The following is a 23124-nucleotide window of genomic DNA, read 5'->3' on the forward strand; positions in this document are numbered from 1 at the left end:
GACCTCACTCCACGGCTTGGCCGTTCTGGAGCGCCTCGGACGGGTTGATGACGATCGCTTCCCCTGCGCGGACGCCGCGGAGGACGGCCACGGCGTCGCCCTTCTCCACGCCGGTCTGCACGACGCGCTCCTCGATCCGATGGTCGACGACGGCGAACAGGTGCGCGCGCCCGTCCCGCGGGACGATGGCGGGCCTCGGCACCACCGGGGTGGGCGCCTCGGCCGTGGCGAGCGCGACGGACGCGAACATGCCCGCCCGCAGCGCGCCGTCGGGGTCCTGCACCTCGGCCTCGGCGACGAGATCGCGCGTGGCCTCGCGGACCGCGGCGCCGATCCAGCGCACCGTGCCCGCGAACGAGCGCCCCGGGTACGCCGGCACGGTGAAGGTCAGCGCGCCGCCGGTCTTGACGGCTGCGAGGCTCGCCTCGGGCACGGTGAACCGGAGGCGCGGCGCGCCCTTCGAGACGAGCGCGACGACCCGGGAGTCCTGGCGGACGTACTCGCCGACGTCGACGAAGCGCTCGGCGACCACCCCGTCGAACGGCGCGCGGATCTGCCCGTCGCCGACGCTCTGCGCGGCGGCGCGGGCGCGGGCGGAGGCGGCCGCGACCGAGAGCGGGGCGCTCCGGCACTGGTCGGCGATCCGGTCGTGCTCGACCCGCGAGATCGCGCCGCTCTCGAGCAGCGCCCCGTAGCGCTCGCACTCGCGCTTCGCCGTCTCTTCCTGGGCGCGGGTCAGCGCGGCGTTCGCCTGCGCCTCCGCGGCGGAGAGCGCGGCGGCGCGGACGTCGAGGCGCGCGAGCAGGTCGCCCTTCTTCACCTCGGCGCCGCGCTCGACGAACGTCTCCACCACGCGGCCGACCGCGTTGGCGGCGAGATCGGTCTCCCGATCCCCGCGCAGCGTGCCGGTGAGCGCGATGCTGCGCGGCATGGGCTGCTCGCGCACCTCCGCGGTCTCGACGCGGGCCTTCGGCCCGTTCGTCTCGGCGGCGGTGGAGGCGCTGGCCCTGGTCTCGCAGCCCGCCGCTGCGGCGGCGAGCGCGAGGAGAAGGAGGAGGCTCTGGGCGCGGCCTGTCGTCGTGGTGTGGTTCAAGGGTCCCTCGGGGCAGCGTCGGTCGCGGAGCGGCCTGATCCGGGCGGAGCACGGCGCCGCGCGTGTCGGCGCACGCGCCGGTGCGCTGCGCCGTACGCTCGTTCCCCCGTGGCTCAGCGTCCGGCCCCACCGCGAGGACGCGCCGGCGCCCAGGCGATCGCAACCGACAGTTGCGATGGGTATAACACGGCCGAAGCCGACCGCAACCACTGGTTGCGATGATCGCAACGAAAGGGTGCGATAGCCGGCCACGCCGTGAACACGCCGTAAAATTGGGCTGGCGTGTGCCGCGCGACGGAACTTCAATGGCGGCCGATGCAGGCGACGACGGCGAAGCGCACGGCGAAGCGAGGCTCCGCGAAGACGCGCGCGCTCGTGCGCGGCGAGCCTGTCGTGCGGGGCATCCTCGCCGCCACGCTGGAGGAGCTCGCCAGCGCGGGGTATCGCGCGCTCCGGATCGAGGACGTGGCGACGCGCGCGGGGGTCAACAAGACCACCGTCTACCGGCGCTGGCCGACGAAGGAGGATCTCGTGCGGGCCGCGCTCCTGTCGGTCACGGACGAGAAGATCATCCCGCCGAACACGGGCTCGCTCCGCGGGGACCTCGTCGCGCTCGGGCGCGCGATCATCGAGATCCAGACGTCGCCGGTGGGGCAGAGCCTCTTTCACGTGTTCCTGTCGGAGGGGCCCGACTCGGAGCTCATGACCATCGCCCGCTCGCTGCGCGCGGTCCAGGAGGCAGGGATCCGGGCCATCATCGAGGCCGCGGTCGCGCGCGGCGAGCTCGCGCCGAGCGCGGATCCGCTGCTGCCGTGCGAGCTGCTCGCGGCCTATCTCAGGCACCGGATGCTCGCGGACCGCACGATCGTGAACGAGGCCCAGCTCGCTCACGTCGTCGACGTGATCCTCCAGGGCGTGCTGCGCCCCGACAGGCGGAAGCAGATCTGAGCCGCAGGGGCGCGGGGCGGCGCGGGGACCTGCGCTCGGCGCGGCGATCGGGTCGGCCTCGGCGCACGGGTCCGCGGCGCGCCGGCCCGTGCGCGAGGTGTCCGGCGTACGTCTCGGCAACAAAAGCTATTTTATTGCAAATGCAATTTTGATGCATTAATTCGAGCCCACGCCAGAGTCGGGCCCGGCCGATCGCGCCGCGGCCGCGGATGCGCCTCGTTCACCCCACGCCGCAGGCGCGGCGGGCGTACCCGCACGCGCTGGAGCGCGCCGGCGCTGGCGAGAGAGGACCTCGACGTGACGCAAAAGCTCCCTGTGACCGTGCTGTCCGGCTTCCTGGGCGCCGGCAAGACCACGCTGCTCAACCACGTCCTGGCGAACCGCGATTCGCTGCGCGTCGCCGTGATCGTCAACGACATGAGCGAGGTCAACGTCGACGCCGCGCTTGTGCGGGGCGGGGGCGCGGCGCTGCGCCGCGTGGAGGAGCGGCTCGTCGAGATGTCGAACGGCTGCATCTGCTGCACGCTCCGGGAGGATCTCCTTGTCGAGGTGGCTCGCCTGGCGGCCGAGGGGCGCTTCGACTACCTGCTGATCGAGTCGACGGGCATCTCGGAGCCGCTCCCGGTCGCCGAGACGTTCACCTTCGACGACCCGGCGACGGGCAAGCGCCTCTCGGAGGTCGCACGGCTCGACACGCTGGTCACCGTCGTCGATTCGCAGCGGTTCCTCGCCGACTGGACGAGCGCCGACGACCTGCGCGCGCGCGAGGCCGCGCTGGACGGCGACGACGAGCGCACGGTCGCGGATCTGCTCGTCGAGCAGATCGAGTTCGCGAACGTGCTCGTGCTCAACAAGGCGGATCTCGTGAGCGATGACGAGGTCGAGCGGCTCACGGCGATGCTTCTGCACCTGAACCCGGGCGCCAGGATCATCAGCGCTTGCCGCGGCCGGGTCGATCCTCGCGAGATCCTCGGCACCGGGCGCTTCGATTTCGAGGAAGCGGCGCGCTCGCCCGGCTGGATGCGGGAGCTGCGCGGGGAGCACGTCCCCGAGACCGAGGAGTACGGGATCGAGAGCTTCGTCTACCGCGCGGAGCGCCCGATGCACCCGGAGCGGCTCTGGGCCTTCCTCCACGGGGCGGCCGCCTGGGATGGAGTGCTCCGCTCCAAGGGGTTCTTCTGGCTGGCGACGCGCATGGACGTCACAGGCGCCTGGTCGCAGGCGGGCGGCGCCGCCTCGTTCGAGGCGGCGGGGCTCTGGTACGCGGCCTTGCCGGAGGAGGAGCGGCCGGAGGACGACGGGCCGGCCGCCGCGTGGCATCCAATCTGGGGCGACCGTCGGCAGGAGATCGTCTTCATCGGCGTCGACATGGCCCGAGAGGAGCTCACGCGCGGGCTCGACGCCTGCTTGCTCACGCCGGACGAGATGGCCGCGGGGCCCTCGGCGTGGAGCCGGTTCGAGGATCCCTTCCCGGCGTGGGAGGACGCGGGAGAACAGGAGAGCGAGGCTGGGCCGGAGCAGCTCCTCGGGTCGTGAAGCGCTCCACGCAGGCTGGCTGACTCGGCCTCGTGGGCGCGGTCATGCAGCGCAGTGCGCACACGCTGGCTGCATGACCGCGACGCTGGAGTTGCGATTACTTGCCAGCTCCCTTCGAGATCTTCCCTTCCGTGAAGACCACGTGTTTGCGGACGATCGGATCGAACTTATTCACCTGCATCTTCTCCGTCATCGTCCGTCTGTTCTTCGTCGTGTAGTAGCAGTGACCCGTCCCAGCAGGGCGGGCTGGCGCGCGAGGTAGGCAGCGCCGACGAGGGCGAAGCTCAGCGCCGGCCAGAGGAGGGCGAGCCCGGCGCCGCCGACCACGACCGCAAGCCACACGAACGACGCGCTCAGCGCGATGAACAAGGAGCCGTAGCGCATCGAGCGGTCCGATCGTAGAGCCCGGGACGAGAGAAGTGTTGACGCGATTCCAGGATTGCATCGAGAGTGCGTGGGTGGACGCGCAGGGTGGCGCGCTCCTGGCATCGCGATCGACAGGGCGACTCTGTAGGGAGGTGCGGACATGAAGCTGTTTCGGTTTGCGGGCGGTGGCGGTGCTCGGCTCGGGATCGAGGACGAGCGGGGAGCGCGCCACGACCTCACGGCGGCATCCCCGGAGGCGTTCGCGTCCGTCGCCTCGTGGCTCGCCTTGCCGGATCCCCTCGGCGCGGTGCGCGACGCGCGCGCGCGCGCCGCGGCCCACCCCCTCCCGCCCGACGTCCAGCTGCTCGCCCCGATCGACGGGCAGGAAGTCTGGGCGGCGGGCGTCACCTACGAGCGCTCGCGCGCCGCGCGCAAAGAGGAGAGCGCCGGCGGCGGCGACTTCTACGACCGCGTGTACGAGGCCGAGCGCCCCGAGCTGTTCTTCAAGGCGACGCCCCGCCTGGTCGCCGGCCCGGGCGCGCCGGTGCGCATCCGGCGCGACTCGAGCTGGAACGTGCCCGAGCCGGAGCTCTCGCTCGTCGTGTCCACAGCGGGCCGCATCGTCGGCTACACGGCCGGCAACGACGTCTCGTCGCGGTCCATCGAGGGCGACAACCCCCTCTACCTGCCGCAGGCGAAGGTCTACGACGGCTGCTGCGCGCTCGGCCCCGCCATCGTGCTCGCGGACGAGCCCGGGCTCGACCTGCGCGCGCTCTCCATCGAGCTCGCGATCCGGCGCCGTGGCGAGGCGGTGTTCGCGGGGAAGACCTCGACCGCGAGCATGCGTCGCTCGCCAGAGGAGCTCGTCGCCTACCTCACGCGCGAGCTGAGCTTCCCGGCGGGCGTCGTCCTCATGACCGGGACCGGCATCGTCCCGCCGGACTCGTTCACCCTGGAGCCCGACGATCTCGTGGAGATCACGATCCAGGGCGTCGGCACGCTGGCGAACCCGGTATCTCGAGGTTGACGAGGCACCCCATGGAATTCCTTGCCCACGACGCCGCCACCGGGGAAGCGCTCGGCGCCTACCGTGACGCCACCGCCGCCGAGATCGACGCCGCCGCCCGCGCCGCCGCCGCCGCGGCGCCCGCCTTCGCCGGCCTCGCGCCGGAGATGCGCGCCCGGTTCCTGGAGACGGCCGCCGACGAGATCATGGCGCTCGGCGACCCCCTGATCCAGACAGCGCACCGGGAAACCGGGCTGCCCGTCGCCCGCCTCGAAGGCGAACGCGCCCGCACCACCGGCCAGCTGCGCCTCTTCGCCGCCGTCGTGCGCGAGGGCTCCTGGGTCGATGCCCGGATCGATCCCGCGCTGCCCGACCGCAAGCCGCTCCCGCGCCCCGACGTGCGGCGCGTGCTGCGGCCGATCGGTCCGGTCGCCGTCTTCGGCGCGAGCAATTTCCCCCTCGCGTTCTCCGTTGCCGGCGGCGACACCGCCTCTGCCCTCGCCGCGGGCAACCCGGTCGTGGTCAAGGCCCACCCGGCGCACCCTGGTACCTCCGAGCTCGCGGCCTCGGCCCTGCGCTCCGCCGTGCAGAAGGCGGGCCTGCCCGCGGGCGTGTTCGGCATGGTGCACGGCGCCTCGCCCGAGGTCTCGCTCGCGCTGGTGCGCCACGAGGCCATCCAGGCGGTGGGCTTCACCGGATCCAGCCGCGCGGGCCGCGCCCTCTGCGACGCCGCCGCCGCCCGCCCGCGGCCCATCCCCGTCTTCGCCGAGATGAGCAGCATCAACCCGCTGGTCGTGCTGCCCGGCGCGCTGCGCGAGCGCCGCGACGCGATCGCCGAAGGGCTGATCAACTCGTGCACGCTCGGCGTCGGACAGTTCTGCACCAAGCCCGGCCTCGTCCTGGGGCTGGCCTCCCCTGAATGGGACGCGTTTGCGCGATCGGTCGCCGACCGAGCCCGCGCCATCACGCCTGGTGTGATGCTGCACGCCGGTATCCAGGAGTCGTTCGACCGCTCCGTGCGGGAGCTGAGAGGCGTGGAGTGGCTGACCGACGCCGGCGCGCGCGTCGCTCGCGTCTCCGCCGCCGACTTCGCGCGGGAGCCGCACCTCGCGCACGAGATCTTCGGACCGTACACGCTGCTCGTCACCGCTTCGGACCGCGGAGAGTTGCTTCGGCTCCTCGGCGCGCTCGACGGCCAGCTCACCGCCACGCTGCACGGGACCGCCGACGATCTCGCCGCCGCCCAGGACCTCGTCGATGTCCTCGGCCGCGTCGCGGGCCGCCTCCTCTTCAATGGCTACCCGACGGGCGTGGAGGTGTCGCCCGCCATGCACCACGGCGGGCCGTATCCAGCGAGCAGCGACGTGCGCTTCACGTCGGTTGGGACCGCGGCCATCCTCCGCTTCGCGCGCCCCGTTTGCTACCAGTCGTGTCCGCCAGCGCTGCTCCCGCTGGAGCTGCGCGACGAGAATCCGCTCGGCATCTCACGCCTCGTCGACGGCCGCGCCACCCGCGACCTCATCGCACCCCGCGCATGAGCCACGACCCGGTATTCGAGTCCGGCAGCGAGGCGATCTACACCCTGCGCACCACCGCGCCCGGACCGTCGGGGCGCCTCCCGCTCGGGGCCGAGCAGCTGCGCGCCATGTCCAGCGGCGAGCTGTTCGGCTGGACTCAGAACGCCGGGATGGGGTGGGATCCTGCGCGCCTGCGAGGGAAGCAGTTCCTCGTGCTCAGCACGCAGGGGGGGATCCGCGCGCCCGACGGCACGCCGATCGCGCTCGGGTACCACACGGGGCACTGGGAGGTCGGGCTGCTCATGGAGGAGGCAGCCCGCACGTTCACGGCCGGCGGGGCCATCCCGTTCGCCGGCTATGTCAGCGATCCGTGCGACGGGCGGACCAATGGCACCGTCGGCATGCTCGACAGCCTCGCTTACCGCAACGACGCCGCCATCGTCTTTCGACGGCTGATACGCTCGCTGCCCACCCGCCGCGGCGTGCTCGGCGTTGCCACCTGCGACAAGGGCCTGCCGGCCATGTTGATGGCGCTCGCCGGCACCCCCGACCTCCCCACGGTGATCGTGCCGGGAGGCGTCACGCTCCTCGCGGAGGAGGCCGAGGACACCGCCAAGGTCCAGACCCTCGCGGCGCGTTACGCGCGCGGCGAGGTGAGCCTCGATTACGCCGCCGAGATGGGCTGCCGCGCCTGCGGTTCCCCCGGCGGCGGCTGCCAGTTCATGGGCACGGCCGCGACGAGCCAGGTCGTGGCGGAGGCGCTCGGCCTCGCCCTCCCGCACGGCGCGCTCAGCCCGTCGGGCGCCGAGATCTGGCGCGACCTGGCCCGCCGCTCCGCGCACGCGCTTATGGCCCTCGAGCTACGTGGGGTGACCACGCGGGACATCGTCACCGACGACTCGGTCCACAACGCCATGGTGCTGCACGCCGCCGTCGGGGGGTCGACCAACCTGGTGCTCCATGTGCCGGCGATCGCCCATGCGGCCGGGCTTCGGCGCCCCACGGTGGACGACTGGGCGCGCATCAACGCCCTCGTTCCGCGCCTCGTGGACGTGTTGCCCAACGGGCCGAAACACCACGCTACGGTTCAGGTCTTCCTCGCGGGAGGCGTCCCGGAGGTCATGCTCCACCTGCGCGAGCTCGGCCTGCTGCGGCTCGGCGCGCGCACCGTCAGCGGCCTTCCCCTCGGCGAGAACCTCGAGTGGTGGGAGCACAGCGAGCGGCGCCGGCGCCTGCGCGACAAGCTGCGGCAGCTGGACGGCATCGATCCGGACGACGTGATCATGTCCGCCGGGAAGGCACGCGAGCGCGGCCTCACCAGCACGGTGACCTTCTTGCGCGGCAACCTCGCGCCCGAGGGAGCGCTCGTGAAGAGCACCGCGATTGCCCCCCAGGTGATCGGACCGGACGGCGTTTATCTGCACGAAGGGCCTGCGCGCGTGTTCGGCAGCGAGGACGCGGCGATCGAGGCGATCAAGACGGGCGCCGTGCAACCGGGTGACGTCATGGTGCTGATCGGCATCGGCCCCGGTATCGGGATGCCGGAGACGTACCAGATCACCTCTGCCCTCAAGCACGTGAAGGATGGGCACCGTATCGCCCTGGTCACGGACGGTCGTTTCTCCGGCGTCTCCACCGGGGCGTGCATCGGCCACGTCAGCCCGGAGGCGTGGGCGGGTGGACCCATCGGCCGCGTGCGCGACGGCGAGCGCATCCGGCTGCGGATCGACACGCGCACGCTGGAGGGGACGGTGGACGTCGTGGGCGTGGATGCAGGCAGCCTTGCCGCCCGTGCGCCCAATCCAGCCCTTCAACCGGACGGCCGAGTGAACCCGGATACGCGGTTGTGGGCTGCGCTTCAGGATGCCAGCGGCGGCAGCTGGGGTGGTTGCGTCTATGACGCGGAGCGCATCATCGGGCTCCTCGGTCGCGCCATCGCCGCTGAGCGCAGCTCCTCTGGCACATAAGCTTTTGATCTAGCGCCATTTTTCCAGGAGAAAGGCGGATCGCGTGAGTTTCATCATTCAGCCAGCGCGTGCAGCGTGGCTGTACGATGTGAACGATCACAACGAGAAGCTTGACTTCCGAATCGCGTTTGGATTTCCTAAGCCCCGAAACCAGAAGATCTCTCGTGGTAGGCCCCACGAGCGTCGCCGATCGCGTCATTGAATTGTGGGGGCGCTCGCGAAATCCGCGTGGTGCCCCGGGAATGACGCGCGACACCGTCGCTCGCCAAACGCGGATCGTTTGTACCCCAGTGCTTTTGCCGTGAGCATGCGGCGGCACACAGACATTGCCCTCGTGGTTCGTGAGGGCGAGAACGTGACGACGTGTGATGGGCCGTAGAGATCTCCATCCGACCACGTCTCTTTGCTCGAAAGGTAGCGGCACGATGTCGATTGGCCAGTTGAAGTCACGTGGATCGGCGCGGCGCGCAATGGCGGTGTTGAGCTGTGCGCTCGGGCTCTGGGGTCTCTCTGCCTGCAAGGACAAGCCCGACAGCGCACCGGCCGCAGGAGGCTCCGCCAGCGCCGCGGCCGCAGCAGGCTCCGCCGGCGCCGCGGCCGAGCAGGCGCAGGCGCAGGCGCCGAGCGGGCACGGGCCCAAGATCGTTCCAGGGCCCGGCTATAACCCCGAGTGCTTCGCGCCGTGGAAGCAGGACACCAAGTATCTGCAGTGGACGGCGCGAAAGCCGCCGTTCCGCCTCGCGCTCGTCAACGGCTACGTCGGTAACGCCTGGCGCATCCAGATGGTCAAGACGGCCAAGGCCTTCGCCAAGGACCCGGCCATCGCGCCGCTGATCAAGGAGTTCAAGGTGGTGTCGACCGGCACCGACGTCGCGGCCCAGCTCGGCGCGATCGAGGACTTCATCAACCAGGGCTTCGACGGTATCGTCACGCTCGCCGTCAGCCCCGACGGCTTCGATCGCGTGATCCGGCTCGCCGACAAGAAGGACGTCATCCTGGTTCCGTTCGACAACGTGCTCGACACGGACAAGGTGATGCAGGTCAACGAGGACCAGCTGGCGATGGGGCGCCAGTGGGGCGAGTTCCTCGACAAGCAGCTCGGCGGCAAGGGCAAGGTGCTCGAGGTCCGCGGCCTGCAGGGCAACTCCGTCGATCGCGACCGCCACGTCGGCTTCCGCCAGGTCATGGAAGCGCCGGGGAAGAGCTACACCATCGTGGAGGTGGTGGGCAGCTGGGACGACGGCAAGGCGCAGAAGGCGGTGGCCGACGCGCTGGCCGTGCACCGCCAGTTCGACGCGCTCTTCGCGCAGGGCGGCTCGACGGGCGCCGTCCGCGCCCTGCTCGACGCGGGACACAAGCCGATCCCGGTCGCCACGGAGGCCGAGAACGGCGTGCGCAAGCTGATCGCGAAGCACCACGAACAGGGCATGAAGGGCCTGTCGCTCGGCCAGTCGCCGGGGCTCGCGGCCATCGCGATGAAGGCGGCGCTCGAGGGCCTGCAGGGCAAGGTGATGCCGCAGATGATCTCCGTGCCGATCCCCGCCGCCGATCACACCACGCTGAAGGACGGCGAGAGCTTCTTCTCGCAGCTCTCCGACAACTTCTTCACGCCCAACGAGTTCCCGCCCTGCGGGGTCAACATCTCGGGCGTGAAGATCATGAACGAGTCGGAATCCGACGTGAAGTAGACGTGAAGTAGACGTCGAGTAAACGTCAAGTAGACATGAAGTAGCGCCCCGCGGGCCCCCCAGCATCATGACCGAACCGGTGAGCCCTCCGCTTCTCGAGCTCCGGGCCGTCTCCAAGCACTACGGCGGAGTCACCGCCCTGAGCGGCGTCGACTTCGCCTGCGACGCGGGGAAGGTGCACGCGATCCTCGGCGAGAACGGCGCGGGCAAGAGCACCCTCATCAAGATCATCGGCGGCGTGGTCAAGCCGAGCGCCGGGGAGCTCTTGCTCCACGGCAAGCCGGTCCGGTTCGACCACCCGATCGAGGCGAACGCCGCCGGCATCGTCTGCGTCTTTCAGGAGCTGTCCCTGATGCCGACGCTGACGGTGGCCGAGAACATCGGCATCTCCATGCCGACGAACCGCCTGGGGCTCTTCGATCGCAAGGCGCAGGTCCGCAGGGCCGAGGAGCTCCTGGCGCGCGTCGGCTGCGAGGGCGTGAACCCGAACGCCTGGGTGAGCGACCTGCCGCTGTCGCGCCGCCAGATGGTCGAGATCGCGAAGGCGCTCGGCAAGGACCCGCGGCTGCTGATCCTGGACGAGGCCACCTCCGCCCTGACCAACAGCGACGTCAAGAAGGTCTACGACCTCCTGGCCGAGCTCAAGGCTCAGGGCGTCGGCATGCTCTACATCTCGCACCGCATGCACGAGATCAAGGAGCTCGCGGACGTGATGTCGGTCTTCCGCAACGGCCGACACATCGAGACCTTCGCCAAGGGCCAGCGCAGCGACGACCAGATCGTGGAGCTCATGATCGGCCGTGACATGGGCCACGTCTTCCCGCCGAAGCCGGCGGCCCGCAGCTTCCCGGCGACGCTGCTCGAGGTGAGCGGCCTGAGCTGGGAGCGGCAGCTCGAGGACGTGTCGTTCAAGCTCGGCAAGGGCGAGATCCTCGGCATCGGCGGGCTCGACGGCCAGGGCCAGCGCGAGCTGTTGCTCAGCTTGTTCGGTGTGCTCAAGGATGTTCGCGGCGAGATCAAGATCGACGGCAAGCCGGTCAAGCTGACGAGCCCGCGCCAGGCCAAGGACCGCGCGCACGGCATCGCCCTCGTGCCCGAAGACAGGAAGACCGAAGGCCTGATGCTGCCGATGGCCATCGCCGCGAACCTGTCGCTGGCGTCGCTCGACAAGCTCACGAGCGGCCTGGTGATCGACCGCCGGCGCGAGGCCGCGCGCGTCGACGAGATGGTGCGCCGCATCCAGATCAAGATCGGCTCGCTCGACCACCCTGTGTCGTCGCTGTCCGGGGGCAACCAGCAGAAGGTCGTGCTGGCCAAGTGGCTGATGACGGAGCCGCGGCTGCTGATGCTCAACGATCCCACCCGCGGCATCGACGTCGGCACGAAGCAGGAGATCTACCAGCTGCTCCGGGAGCTGGCGGACGCCGGCACGTCCATCCTCTTCTACACAACGGACTACGACGAGCTGATCGGCTGCTGTGACCGCGTGCTGGTCCTCTACCGGAACCGCGTGCAGGGCGAGCTCGTGGGGCCCGACATCACCGAAAAGAACATCCTGGACCTGGCCCTCGGTCTGCGCGGCGGGCCTGAGCGCGCGAGGCGCGACGACGAACGCGCACCATCGGAGGCACGATGAAGGACTGGAAGCTCCGCCTGCGCCAGAACCAGGGCCTCCTCGTGGCCGTCGGTCTGTGCATCTTGTTCTACGGACTCTACTCGCTGTCGCATCCCAAGGGCTTCAGCGCGTCGCTGGTGGGGCAGAACGCCAACGAATCGTTCGTTCTGGTCGCGGCGGCCATGGCCCAGACGATCCCCGTGCTGACCGGCGGCCTGGATCTGTCCGTGGGCGCGGTGATCACCCTCGTCAACTGCGTGGCCTCACACGTCCTTGCCGGCAGCGCGCTCACGATGGTCCTGGGCATCCTGCTGTGTCTGGCCGTGGGCATGGCGGCGGGCCTTCTCAACGGCTGCCTGGTCGTCTATGGCCGCCTGCAACCGATCATCGCCACGCTGGCCTCGGGCACGATCTTCCTCGGCGTCGCGCTGTTCCTGAGGCCGACGCCCGGCGGCCAGGTCGACGGCGATCTGGCGTTCGCGGCCACCTTCGATCTCAACGAGCTGCTGCAGGCCGCGGGCGCCGCCCCCCTCGACGGTGCGCTGGGCTTCGTCGGCACGATCCCGTCGCCCGCGATCTGGATGGCGCTGCTCGCGCTGCTCTGGACCTATTACCGCCGCACCCGCTACGGCCTCGGCGCTTACGCCGTCGGCGCGTCGCAGGAGGCGGCGTACATGTCGGGCGTCCGCATCAAGCGCGTCAAGCTGGCCGCGTACACGCTGTCTGGGTTCTTCGCCAGCGTCGGCGGCCTCTACCTCGCGCTGCAGACGACGTCGGGCAACGCCGACATCCCACAGGCCGGCTCCTACACGCTGAACTCCATCGCCAGCGTCGTGATCGGGGGCACCTCGCTGTACGGGGGGATCGGCGGCGCCATCGGCTCGCTCTTCGGCGCGCTGGTGCTCCGCTCCGTCGCCTTCAACTTCCGCGTCTTCGACGAGGGCTCGGCGCTCGGCCTCCTCGCCAACCCGCTCTACCAGCCGCTGTTCGAGGGCCTCATCCTGCTCGCGGCCGTGTGCCTCGGCGCGCTCTGGGTCATCCGCGTGAAGAACCGGCTGCAGGTCTTCAGGTGAGCTCGATGCAACAGCCCCTCTCCCTCAAGAGCCGACTCGGCGAGATCGACAAGCCGACCTGGTACACGCTGCTGTCGATCGGCGTCGTCCTCGTGGGCGGCTCGATCGGCACGCTGATCACCCAGGGCACGCTGAGCTTCCTGAGCCCGTACTACATCCTGCAACAGCTGCAGATCGCGGCATTCCTGGGCGTGGCCGCCACGGGCATGATGATCGTGATCCTGCTCGGTCACATCGATCTCTCGCTGCCGTGGGTGCTCACCTCGAGCGCCATGCTGGCCGCGGGGCTCGGCGGCTGGGCCGCGTTGCCCTGCGGCCTGGCCGTCGGCGCCGCCGCGGGTCTGGTGAACGGGCTCGGCGTCGCCTACCTGCGCGTGCCCTCGATGATCTTCACTCTGGGCACGAACACCGTGCTTCAGGGGCTGATGGTGCTCTACACCGGCGGCTTCGCTCCGCGCAGCGAGGCGCCGGCGTGGATGGAGGTCCTGGCCGTGGGCAAGACGCTCTCCATCCCGAACTCGCTGTTCGTCTGGATCCTTGTCGGCGGCGTCGGCACCTTCGTGCTGAAGAAGACCGCGCTCGGTCGCTACATCTATGCCGTGGGCAACCAGGAGCAGGCCGTCTACCTCTCGGGCGTCAGAACGCACTTCGTGCTGATCGGCGCCTTCGTGATGTGCGGCGTGTGCTCCGCCATGACGGGTATGCTGCTGGCGGGTTTTTCGCACAAGGCCTATCAGGCCATGGGCAACGACTACCTCATGCCGGCCATCGCCGCGGTGGTGATCGGCGGAACCAACATCATGGGCGGGCGCGGGACGTACCTCGGTACCGTCCTCGGCACCATCCTGATCGTGCTGCTCCAGAGCATGCTCAGCGTGCTGCAGATGCCCGAGGCCGGCCGCCAGATCATCTACGGCGCCGTGATCATCGCCATGCTGCTCGTCTACGGCCGGCAACATCAAGAGGGACGATGACTAGCGCCCGGCGCCGCGGGTGTTCAGGTAGACCGAATACAGCGAGGTCGTGCCGCAGATGAACAGGCGGTTGCGCTTGGCGCCGCCGAAGCAGACGTTGGACACCGTCTCGGGGATCAGCACCTTTCCGAGGAGCGCGCCGTCGCTCGCGTGGCAGTGCACGCCGTCGCCGGCCGACAGCCACAGGTTGCCGTGCACGTCGACGCGGAAGCCGTCGTACAGGCCGACCGGGCAGGTCGCGAACACCTCGCCGCCGGTCAGCGTGCCCTTCGCGTCGACGCGGAACTTGCGCACGTGGTGCGGGCCGCCCTTCACGTGCGTCGCGCCTGTGTCGGCGATGTACAGCAGCGACTCGTCCGGCGAGAAGGCGAGGCCGTTGGGCTGCACGAAGTCGTCCGCGACGACCGTGAGCGCGAAGGAGACGGGGTCGAGGCGATAGACGCGCTGCGCGCCCTGCTCGCTCGGCGACGCGTCGCCTTCGTAGTCGCTGTCGATGCCGTAGCTCGGGTCGCTGAACCAGATGCTGCCGTCGGACTTCACGATCACGTCGTTCGGCGAGTTCAGCCGCTTGCCCTCGAAGTGCGACGCGAGCACCGTGCGCGAGCCGTCGTGCTCGGTGCGCGAGACGCAGCGGCCGCGGTGCTCGCAGGACACGAGGCGGCCCTGCAGGTCGACCGTGTGGCCGTTGGTGTTCATCGCGGGCTGGCGGAACACCGAGACCGAGCCGTCGGTCTCGTCCCAGCGCATCATCCGGTCGTTCGGGATGTCCGACCAGACGAGATAGCGCCCCGCTGGGAACCACGCCGGCCCCTCCGCCCAGCGGCAGCCCGTGTACAGCTTCTCGACGTGCACGTGCGGGAGCGCGAGCTTGCGGAAGCGCGCGTCGATCACTTCGAAGCTCGGGGTCAGCTCGATGACCATCGGGATCTCCTTTTACAATCCATCGGCCGCCGGATGGTACGTCGAAGCGGACGCGAGGTGTCCGCTCGTCGCTACCCGGCGCAGCCTGGCGCCCGCGCTCGGCGCGTATCTCCTCGCGCCGAGAGCAACATGGTTGCACAGCCGGGGGGTCAGCCGGTACGGACCTGCCGCATCACCGTCGCGAGGACGAGCTGCGTCACGCGGCGCATGAAGCCGTAGTCGAGCGTCTCGGGGGTGTCCGTCGGGCGGTGGTAGTTCGGGTTGCGGAACTCCGCCGTGTCGGTCCAGAGCATGGCGGGGATCTTCGCCTTCCAGAACGGCGAGTGATCGCTCCGGTGGAGCACGGGGAGCCATTCCTCGAGGCCGAGGTAGACCTTGAGGCCCACGACCGGCAGCTCGGGCACCATCGCCTCTGCCTGCTTCACGGCGAGCTCCACGAGGTGGTTCGAGCGCTGGTTCGTGAGCAGCCCGATGAAGTCGCCGACGTCCGGCGCGCCGGGGACCGGGACCGGCATTCGCTGGGATCCCGGCTCGTGGCTCGCGTAGCCGACCATCTCCAGCACGTGCACGGCGGCGATCGGCCCTCCGCCCTGCGATCGATGCCGCGCCACGAACTCGACACTGCCGAGCAGCCCGTCCTCCTCGCCGTTCCAGGCCACGAAGCCCACCGGCGGGGCCGGATCGAAGCGCGAGAACGCCCTCGCGCAGGCGAGCATCGCTGCGATCCCGCTCGCGTTGTCGTCGGCGCCGGGCGTGTCGGGCACGCTGTCGTAGTGCGCCCCGACGAGGATCATCGGGCGATCGACCGGGGCCCGAGGCGTCGCGACCACGTTCCCGAGCTCGCCCTCGATCTCGACGGCGTAGCCCCGCTCCTCCAGCGCCGCCGCGACGTGCTGCGCCGCGCGGCGGTTCTCCGCGCGCTGGCGGAACATGTGCCGCGGCCTCGCGAGCGCGACGACCGCGTCGAGCAGCTCCGCCTCGCTGACCGACGCGAGCGCGTCGATCAGGCTGCCGTGACCGCCCATGGCCTTCGTGCGTCTCAGCTCCATCGCGGGGGTCTCCTCCTGCTACCGGATGAGTGTAGCTGAGTTTCACTTCTCCCCTCGCCCCTCACCCCCCGGGTTCGGCCGCGGCAACACGAGCGCACGGGTCACCCGAGCGGGTGCACTTCGTACCTGGGAACGCTGATGATCCCCTCGTCGCTCACGAGGCCGCACAGGGCCGGGTCGAGCAGGACGTCGGCCACGCAGCGCTGCTCCGACCCGAGGGCCATCAAGCCGCCGATCAGCCGCACCCCGTGGCTGTAGTCGACGTAGGTGTCCTCGTGCGGCAGCCGCCGCCGGAGCGACGTGTCCAGCGGCTGCCACGGCTTGCCGTCCGCCTTGTAGAAGCCGTAGATCGCCAGCCGGCGCGCGTAGTGGTGCAACCGGTTCGTCACCACGATGTCCTTCTTGTGTCCCGCGAGCAGCTCGCCGAGCTCGCCGACCCGGTGCTGCTCGATGGCCAGCTGGTGGTCACGAAAGCGCTCCACCTGCGTGCCGTCCTGGGGATCGAACGGGATGGCCGTCTGCTTCCGCGAGGCGGCATAGATGTCCTTCACGAGCTTCTTCGTCGGCAGCACGCAGCCGCACGCATCCGCGACGCGCTGGGCGGTGACGCCGGTGAGCGGCATGCGCAGGAAATCGGTGTCCGAGCCGATCGCCAGGTAGTCGGCGCACACGTACGCGACGCCCCGCTTCCCGTCGGGCGCCGCCACGGTGACGCGATGGAAGCGGCGCAGGAAGCCGGGCACGTTCCCCCGCAGCACCTCCTGGAGAAAGAGCTCCTCTCGCGCCGCGAGCGACAGGCCCCGGACCTGCTCGTAGAACGTCGTGCCGGTCAGCGCGCCCGGATCGCGCGGCGGCAGCCAGTCGAGGCCCGTCCCGTCGAACACGGATGCCAGCTGCGCGGACGCGGGCTGCGCCTGGCTCGACGCGAAGAACGCCACGGCGCCCCCGGCGTCGTTCGCCCGGGCCGCCGCGACCGGCTCGGGGGTGGCCGTCACCGTGAACCGGAAGCCGCTCTGCGCGAACGTGTAGCTGCGGGTGCCGGCCGCGTCGTAGCCCGGAGTCGCCATCGCCGTCGACCCGCCCGCCGCTCCCTGGAGCTCTGCCTGCGGCCCCGCCGCGCGCACCGCGCCTCCCGCGGCCGCCCGCTGGCCGACGACGCCCAGGAGCGCTCGGCCCAGCGCGCGCGGCAGCTCGAGGGCGCAGGGCGGGCGCGGCAGCGCGCGCTGCATGGCGTCGCGCGTCTCGGGCCCGACCGCGCCAGTCACGGGCAACCCCATCTCCTGCTGGAAGATCCGCGTGGCCGCCTCGGTCTCCTCGCCGAAGTCGCCGTCCGCGCCGAACCGCGGCAGGATCCCGGCGCGCCACAGCAACAGGTGCTGTTGCCAGGCCTTCACCTCGGGCCCCTTTGCGCCGCGCGCGAGCCCGCCGCCGGGCGGCGCGGCCCCGTAGTCGAGGCCCGGTATCCGGCCCGCGTGCGTCCAGCCGCGGTCAAGGGCCGGGAACACCCCGACGCCATGCGCGGTGTCGCGCGCCTCGATGGTGCGCCCGTCGCCCAGCTCATGGCCACGTGGGCGTGCTCGGGGCGCCCGCCCGTGAACGGGTCCGTCGAGAAGCGGAACAGCAGGGCGCCGCGGGTCGCGATCGCCGTGTCCACCGGCATGAGCAGCCGCGCCGCCTTCACGTGGCGCGCCTGCATCCAGGAGCCGTCGGGCATCGTGGGCTCGACGGCGAGCTGGGCGCAGCCCCACTCGATGAGCTCGGAGCAGTCGAATGCGGAGGGATTGGGATCGGTCAGCCGCACCTCGTGCCCGAAGACGTATCTGTCATCCGCCTGCGAGAGCAGCTTCTGGCAGAGCGCGTCGGCCGTGGGCAGCGGCTCGGACGTCACGGACCCGGCCTCGAGCCGGGCGAGGCGCCGCAGCTCGCTCACCGTTCCATTGAACAGGTTGGCGTCCACCGTGTTGGTCCGGATGCCCGGCATCACGGCCCTGGCGGTGATCTGCCAGAACGACCACGCGGACCAGGGGTCCCATGCGCTGAGCGGCTTCTTGTGCGCCCAGTCCGCCCAGTCCTTCGGGTTGGCCGGGGGCCTCGCCCGCAACGAGTCGAGTCCGTAGGTATAGTTCGCGATCCAGAGGGGGCAGTCGACGAACTCGGAGCTGCCGCCGAGGCAATCGTGCCAGAAGTTGTGGCGGGTATAGAGGATGACCAAGCGGCCCGGGTAGCGCGACTTCACCTCCTGGACGAAGCGGCGGGTCCACCCCTGAAGAGCCAGGGTGTCCTGCGACGTCCAGACATGGCCGTTGTTGCCCGCGTGCTGCGTCTCCTCGAGATCGAGCACGATGTCGAGCTCCCCGGGCTCGAGGTCGCCGACAACGCTGCAGAGCTTCTGCGCCTGTTCGACGGGGTCGAGGCGCGGCGATGCGTAGTGATAGTACCCCCGGAGGAGCCCGCAGCGCGCGGCCTCGGCCCGGTTGGTTGCGAACCTCCTGTCGACCCCCTCCGTCCCGTACGTCGCCCGGATGAAGACGAAATCGAGCCGTGAGGCGAACGCGTCCCACTGGATATTCCCCTGGTGGACCGAAACATCAGCACCGCTCAACATAGGCTCCCACCTCCCCCGCACACGCGGAGCGCGGCCCCGTGTCCAAGAGCCGTGCCCTGCGTGCGCGCCCTTACGCTCATGTCGCGCCGCCCGGGTGACGTGATCCCCCGGGGTAGTTCAATTGCTATCGCGGGGCGGCGCGTCCGTCGAGCAAGGTCGCCTTTGCGGAGCGTACGTCCGTGCGGTCATGGCGGCTGTGCTGATGGCGGGGGCGGCACGATGGCCGAACCGGCTGGCCGCACGTCGTTATTATGCAGGAGCTACTGGCGCGGCGAAGGCGGGCAACGCGATAGCACGCCTCAAAGGAAGGAGTCCTGCAATAGCCGCTGCAGAAAGGTCCGGCATTGCGGACCGGGCATGGCGATCGGCACGGGTTGCGACGAGCTGCCAGGGAATGCGACGAGCCGCTGCGAGCCCGCCCTCCACGCCGCCATCACCCTTCGCCGGCCGTCGCAAGCACAAGCGCCCATCCCGTGTCGATCCACCGCGTCGATGCCCGCGGCGTCCCCTCGAGATAGCGCAGCCGATTGACCCGCTGTTCGTCCAGCAGTCCGCCGTTTTTCCTGACGTCGTCGCGCGCGACGATCACCCACGCGAGATCGGTCAGCGACACCGTCCGCTCCGCGAAGCCGCCCGGGCCACCGTCGATGCGCAGCCCACCTCCGTCGGCCCGGCCGACGATCCTGCACCGCCCGCCGTCCCGCTCCACGAAGGCGCCCGCGCCGGGCCGCCGGAGCAGCTCCTCCACGAGTGCCCGCGCGCGCTCGCGGGTCCCCGCCGGGAGCGATCGGGACACCGCGCGGCCTGATCCCAGCGCGCGGTACACGGCATGGTCGATCCCCGGACAGGCCCAGAGCCCCTCCTCATCGAGGTAACGGGCCACGCCAAGGTATCGCCAGCCGGGCTCGCCGGGCGGCCGCGCGAGCACGAAGGCCGTCTCCCCAGGGCGGCGCTCCTGGGCTGGCACCGGCGATCGAATGCGATCGGGCGTGACCAGCGCTCCGGGCGTCTCCAGACAGAAGAAGAGGTGACCGCCGACACGGCCGCTCCGCGGCGGCTCCTCCAGCCCGAACGCGCGGGCTGCGGCCTCGTCGTCCTCGAAGCGCTCGCCGGCGCTCGGGCCGATGTCCTCGGGGCGGACCACCTCGACCAGGAGCGCGATAGGCACTGTCTCGACTGTGGCCTCGTACGATGGCCCATCCGGATTGTCCGAGCGGAGCCACCATTGCGACCGATCGCGCACGATCCGCTTGATCTGGTAGGCAAACCCCAGATCGCGATCGGGTACCTGAAGCAGCGCCACCCTACCGTCCAGCGCACCGTACGAGGCGCCGCGCGCAAACCTCATGATCAGCCAGTCCCCGTCGCGGATCGGACGCTGCCCGCCGTCCATCGAGTCGCCCGAAGCGCGCACCGCAAAGAGCCCATCGCCACGCGCGGCCACGATCGGGAGCCACACCGTCTCGGCATCGGGAGAGAGCTCCGTCGGCGCGCCCGCGACGCCCGCCGCCGCGCGTAGATCGGGGAAAGCGATGAGCGCGCCGCGCGGCGCCGTGGAGATCCCTTCGGGGCTCTCCGGCTCGACCCATAGCCCATCGGGCGAGCGGACGAAGCGCACGTGGAACGCCGTTCCGGGGCGGCCGGCGGCGAGGCCGAACCAGCGGCGCATCAGATCCGGGAGTTCGTTGCGCTGCGAGCCCACGCGGTGCGCGACGTTGCAGAACTCCTTCATGAAGCGGAAGCGCCACACCTCGCCGTCCGGAAGGCGGACGTCGACGTCCCCTGAAGGGCGGTCAGGGCGGGCTGCGCGCGAGGGCAGCTTGAGGATGGGGTCGCGCTTGTTCCACAGCACCTTGGCCGAGAACGACGCGCCGGAGCCGTCCTCGCGGCGGCGCGCGCGGTACATGGCGAGCCGGTAGTCGACGAGCTCCCGCGTCATCGCGACAAAGGCCTCCTCGTGGCCTGGAGGACAGGAGAGCTTCGAGACGAAGCGGCCCCCGTCGAGCGCGAACCAGCGGCGGCCTCGCGCGCCCGTCCACACGGCGATGGGGTTCTCCTTCCAGTAGCTGACGAAGCGCGGCTCATCGAACTTCCGGCCGCCGCCCAGCTCGGCCACGCCGTCGAGATCCCGGGAGAGCTCCGGAGAGCGGATGAGAATGGATTGGCTCCTGCGCGCGAGCTCGACGATCGAGATCCCGTCGAAGAGGGCGCCCGTCTCGAGAAGCGCTTCGAGCGTGACCATCTTGTAACACTTGCTCATCGCGGTGATCTCGAGCTCCCGGAGCCACGCGCCGGCGGCGCGAAGGACCCTGAGCTCAGGCGGGCTCAGATCACCTTCGGAAGCCACGAAATCGAACCAGCCCTGGTGGGCTGGCCGCAGCGTGGCAGGCCGGTAGCCCATCCGGAACAGCTCGCCGGCCGTCGGGCGCTCGCCGCGCGCGTCGCGGAGATCGCGGTACGCGCGCTCCACCTCGCTCTTCCCGCGGGCAGGAAGCAGGCTGAGCAAGAGTTCTTTGGCCTCGAGTTCGAGGTCCACCGTGCAGCCCGACGGCAGGCGCGCGGCGCCGATGCCGCCAAGGAAATCGCGCAGATCGGACGGCTCGGATCCGAGCGAGAACAGCGTCCGCACTCGGTCGAGGAACACGCGGTGATTGCCCACGAAGTCGAGCACGGTGAGGCGCGCCTTCCCGTCCGCGACGCGCAGGCCGCGGCCGAGCTGCTGCAAGAAGACGATAGGAGACTCCGTGGGACGGAGCATCACCACGCGATCGACGTTCGGCAGATCGATGCCCTCGTTGAAGAGATCGACGGCGCAGAGCGCGTCGAGCTTGCCAGTGATGAGATCCGCCAGCGCCTCCTCGCGCGGCGCCGACTCCGGACCGGAATGGACCGCGGCGACGCGAACACCTCGTGCGGCAAGGAAGTCGCAGGCATGGTGCGCGTGCCGGATCGAGCAGCAGAACACGAGCGTGCGCTCCCCCGGGCGCTCCTGCCACGCGCGCCACATCTGCTCGAGGCGTCGATCCGTGTCGATGGCCTTCTCCAGCTCTCCTGGATCGAACCTCCGGTTCTGGAAGGTGACAGCGCGGTAATCAGTCTCGTCCCTCAGGCCGAAATACGCAAAGGGGACGAGCAGCTTCCGCTCGATGCCAGCGCCGATGTCCGCCCGGTAGGCGACGTGATCGTCGAACAGCCCGACGACATCCGCGCCGTCGGCGCGCTCGGGCGTGGCGGTCAGGCCGAGCAAGAAGGCCGGCTCGAGCCGGTCCAGGATGGCGCGGTAGCTCGGCGCGGTGCCGTGATGGACCTCGTCCACGATGGCGTAGTCGAAGCTCCCCGGGACGAGGCGCGCGAGGTGCTCGGGACGGGACAGCTTCTGCACCGAGGCGAAGACCACATCGCCGGCCAGCTCACCGGCGCTCCCGGCGAACCAGCCGAAGCGCGCGGTGCAGCCCCGCAGGAGGCGACGGAAGGTCCGGGCGGCCTGGACGAGGAGCTCCTCGCGGTGGGCGAGCACGAGGACGCGCGGACGGCGGCCGTGGTGCTCGGCCCAGGCGTCGACGTCGAGCGCGGCGAGGTACGTCTTGCCCAGGCCGGTGGCGAGCACCACGAGCGCGCGGCGCCGCCCCTCCTCGGCGCGGCTCCGGTGCAACGCAGCGAGCGCCTCGCGCTGGACGGCGTGCGGCGGAGGCGCGGGCACGATGGGCTCGGCGTCCTCCTCGCCGGGCGGCAGGCCCACAGTGGCCTGCCGCGCGCGTTGGGCGTAGCTCTCGACCCAGTCGGCCGTGAGCGGCCGGGCGCGGGACCACCAGCGCTCGAAGGCGACGGCGGCGGCCTCGTACGCGTCCGGATCGCGGTGTCGGTCGACACGGAGGTTCCACTCGATGCCGTGACCGAGCGCGGCGAGGGAGATGTTGCTCGATCCGACGAATACGGCGCCGAAGCCCGGGCCCTCGAAGCGCCACGACTTGGGGTGGAACGAGCGGATCTTGCCGGGGAGCGCGTCGACCTCGACCACGCGCGCCTCGAAGCTGCCCCGGGTACTTTCGGCGCCCGAAAGGGCGGCGTTGCCGCCGGCCCAGTCGAGCAGCTCGGCGAGCGCCGTGGCCTGGGTGATGTGGAGGTAATCGCCGGTGACGAGCCGGACGCGAGCGCCGCGCGCGAGGGCCGCGAACACGTGGCTTTCCAGCACATCGAGGCCGCGCTCCTGGACGAAGGCCGAGACGATGGCGATGTCGGTCGCGCGCGCGAAGACCGGCGCGAGGTGGCGCAAGAACGGGTCCTCGGCGCCGCCTGTCGCGAGCGGCGGGGCTCGCCCGGCGAGGTAGTTCCCCCGGCCCGGGATGACGTGGCGCACGCCGCCGCGCGGGTCGTCCACGTCGCCGCGGAAGCGCGGGATCACGTGGACGTGCAGGTGCATCACGGTCTGCCCTGCGGCCTCGCCGGCGTTGATCCCGACGTTGTAGCCGTCCGGGTGGAGCTCGGCGTCGAGGTCCCGCTTGACCGTGTCGACCAGCTCGAAGATCGCGGCGCGCTCCTCGGCGGTGGCGTCGAACCAGGTCGGGACGAGGCGGCGCGGGACGACGAGCGTATGGCCGAGGCTGACCGGGAAGCGGTCGCGCAGCGCGAAGGCGAGCGCGTTGCTCGCCACCCAGGCGGATTCGGGGGCCTCGAGGAACGGGGAAGTCACTGGCCGGGGGATGGTACTTCGGAGCGGGCGCGAGGTGTCTTCTGGTCGCCATCACGTGCAACTTCCCGAGGAGCTC

16 protein-coding genes and 1 pseudogene are annotated in these 23124 nt (G+C 70.7%); 9 read left to right on the forward strand and 8 right to left on the reverse strand.

Annotation, left to right across the window (positions count from 1 at the left end; translation table 11 throughout):
• Positions 1–4 precede the first annotated feature (4 nt).
• Positions 5–1093 carry an efflux RND transporter periplasmic adaptor subunit gene (locus POL72_RS38725; protein WP_272101885.1) on the reverse strand — a complete coding sequence of 363 codons (1089 nt, stop codon included), beginning with the start codon at positions 1091–1093 and terminating at the stop codon, positions 5–7.
• A gap of 315 nt (positions 1094–1408) precedes the next feature.
• On the opposite strand from POL72_RS38725, the gene POL72_RS38730 reads away from it, so the two are divergent.
• The gene (locus POL72_RS38730; protein ID WP_272101886.1) at positions 1409–2041 is read left to right on the forward strand and encodes a TetR/AcrR family transcriptional regulator; all 633 of its coding nucleotides are present in this window, start codon (positions 1409–1411) and stop codon (positions 2039–2041) included.
• Positions 2042–2338: 297 nt separating this feature from the next.
• Complete coding sequence (gene zigA, locus POL72_RS38735) at positions 2339–3577, forward strand: zinc metallochaperone GTPase ZigA (RefSeq protein WP_272101887.1); 1239 nt, start codon at positions 2339–2341, stop codon at positions 3575–3577.
• A gap of 97 nt (positions 3578–3674) precedes the next feature.
• Here the strand turns inward: zigA and rpmG are convergent.
• Positions 3675–3815, reverse strand: a pseudogene (gene rpmG / locus POL72_RS38740) (50S ribosomal protein L33); the annotation flags it as partial.
• On the reverse strand, positions 3767–3961 hold the full coding sequence (locus POL72_RS38745; protein WP_272102921.1) for a hypothetical protein: 195 nt from the start codon (positions 3959–3961) through the stop codon (positions 3767–3769). The gene POL72_RS38745 and the pseudogene rpmG, both read right to left, overlap by 49 nt.
• Positions 3962–4103: 142 nt before the next feature.
• Between POL72_RS38745 and POL72_RS38750 the strand changes: the two genes are divergently transcribed.
• The 7 genes from POL72_RS38750 (at position 4104) to POL72_RS38780 (ending at position 13783) form a co-directional block, all read left to right on the forward strand.
• On the forward strand, positions 4104–4970 hold the full coding sequence (locus POL72_RS38750) for a fumarylacetoacetate hydrolase family protein (RefSeq protein WP_272101888.1): 867 nt from the start codon (positions 4104–4106) through the stop codon (positions 4968–4970).
• 11 nt (positions 4971–4981) lie between these two features.
• Positions 4982–6487 (forward strand): aldehyde dehydrogenase (NADP(+)), encoded by a 1506-nt coding sequence (locus POL72_RS38755; RefSeq protein ID WP_272101889.1) that lies wholly within the window; start codon positions 4982–4984, stop codon positions 6485–6487.
• Complete coding sequence (locus POL72_RS38760; RefSeq protein WP_272101890.1) at positions 6484–8433, forward strand: YjhG/YagF family D-xylonate dehydratase; 1950 nt, start codon at positions 6484–6486, stop codon at positions 8431–8433. Before POL72_RS38755 ends, POL72_RS38760 begins: the two co-directional genes overlap by 4 nt.
• A 470-nt stretch (positions 8434–8903) precedes the next feature.
• The gene (locus POL72_RS38765; protein WP_272101891.1) at positions 8904–10121 is read left to right on the forward strand and encodes a sugar ABC transporter substrate-binding protein; all 1218 of its coding nucleotides are present in this window, start codon (positions 8904–8906) and stop codon (positions 10119–10121) included.
• 79 nt (positions 10122–10200) lie between these two features.
• The gene (locus tag POL72_RS38770) at positions 10201–11757 is read left to right on the forward strand and encodes a sugar ABC transporter ATP-binding protein (RefSeq protein ID WP_272101892.1); all 1557 of its coding nucleotides are present in this window, start codon (positions 10201–10203) and stop codon (positions 11755–11757) included.
• Positions 11754–12809, forward strand: a complete 1056-nt coding sequence (locus tag POL72_RS38775; protein ID WP_272101893.1) for an ABC transporter permease — start codon at positions 11754–11756, stop codon at positions 12807–12809. Before POL72_RS38770 ends, POL72_RS38775 begins: the two co-directional genes overlap by 4 nt.
• Positions 12810–12814: 5 nt before the next feature.
• Positions 12815–13783, forward strand: coding sequence for an ABC transporter permease (locus tag POL72_RS38780; protein WP_272101894.1), 969 nt, complete (start codon positions 12815–12817; stop codon positions 13781–13783).
• Here POL72_RS38780 and POL72_RS38785 read toward each other — a convergent pair whose 3' ends face one another.
• The 5 genes from POL72_RS38785 to POL72_RS38805 all read right to left on the reverse strand — a co-directional run bounded on the left by POL72_RS38785 (position 13784) and on the right by POL72_RS38805 (position 23048).
• A complete protein-coding gene (locus tag POL72_RS38785) occupies positions 13784–14704 on the reverse strand; it encodes an SMP-30/gluconolactonase/LRE family protein (protein ID WP_272101895.1) in 921 nt (306 codons plus the stop codon).
• A 149-nt stretch (positions 14705–14853) separates the two neighbouring features.
• Positions 14854–15753: a M20/M25/M40 family metallo-hydrolase gene (locus tag POL72_RS38790; protein ID WP_272101896.1), complete on the reverse strand. Its 900-nt coding sequence runs from the start codon at positions 15751–15753 to the stop codon at positions 14854–14856.
• Positions 15754–15854: 101 nt separating this feature from the next.
• Positions 15855–17258 carry a peptidoglycan-binding domain-containing protein gene (locus tag POL72_RS38795; protein ID WP_272101897.1) on the reverse strand — a complete coding sequence of 468 codons (1404 nt, stop codon included), beginning with the start codon at positions 17256–17258 and terminating at the stop codon, positions 15855–15857.
• A complete protein-coding gene (locus tag POL72_RS38800) occupies positions 17144–18358 on the reverse strand; it encodes a GH25 family lysozyme (protein ID WP_272101898.1) in 1215 nt (404 codons plus the stop codon). Before POL72_RS38800 ends, POL72_RS38795 begins: the two co-directional genes overlap by 115 nt.
• Before the next feature lie 433 nt (positions 18359–18791).
• The gene (locus POL72_RS38805; protein ID WP_272101899.1) at positions 18792–23048 is read right to left on the reverse strand and encodes a DEAD/DEAH box helicase family protein; all 4257 of its coding nucleotides are present in this window, start codon (positions 23046–23048) and stop codon (positions 18792–18794) included.
• Positions 23049–23124: the final 76 nt, after the last annotated feature.

It is taken from the genome of Sorangium aterium, assembly GCF_028368935.1.
Classification (GTDB): domain Bacteria; phylum Myxococcota_A; class Polyangia; order Polyangiales; family Polyangiaceae; genus Sorangium; species Sorangium atrum.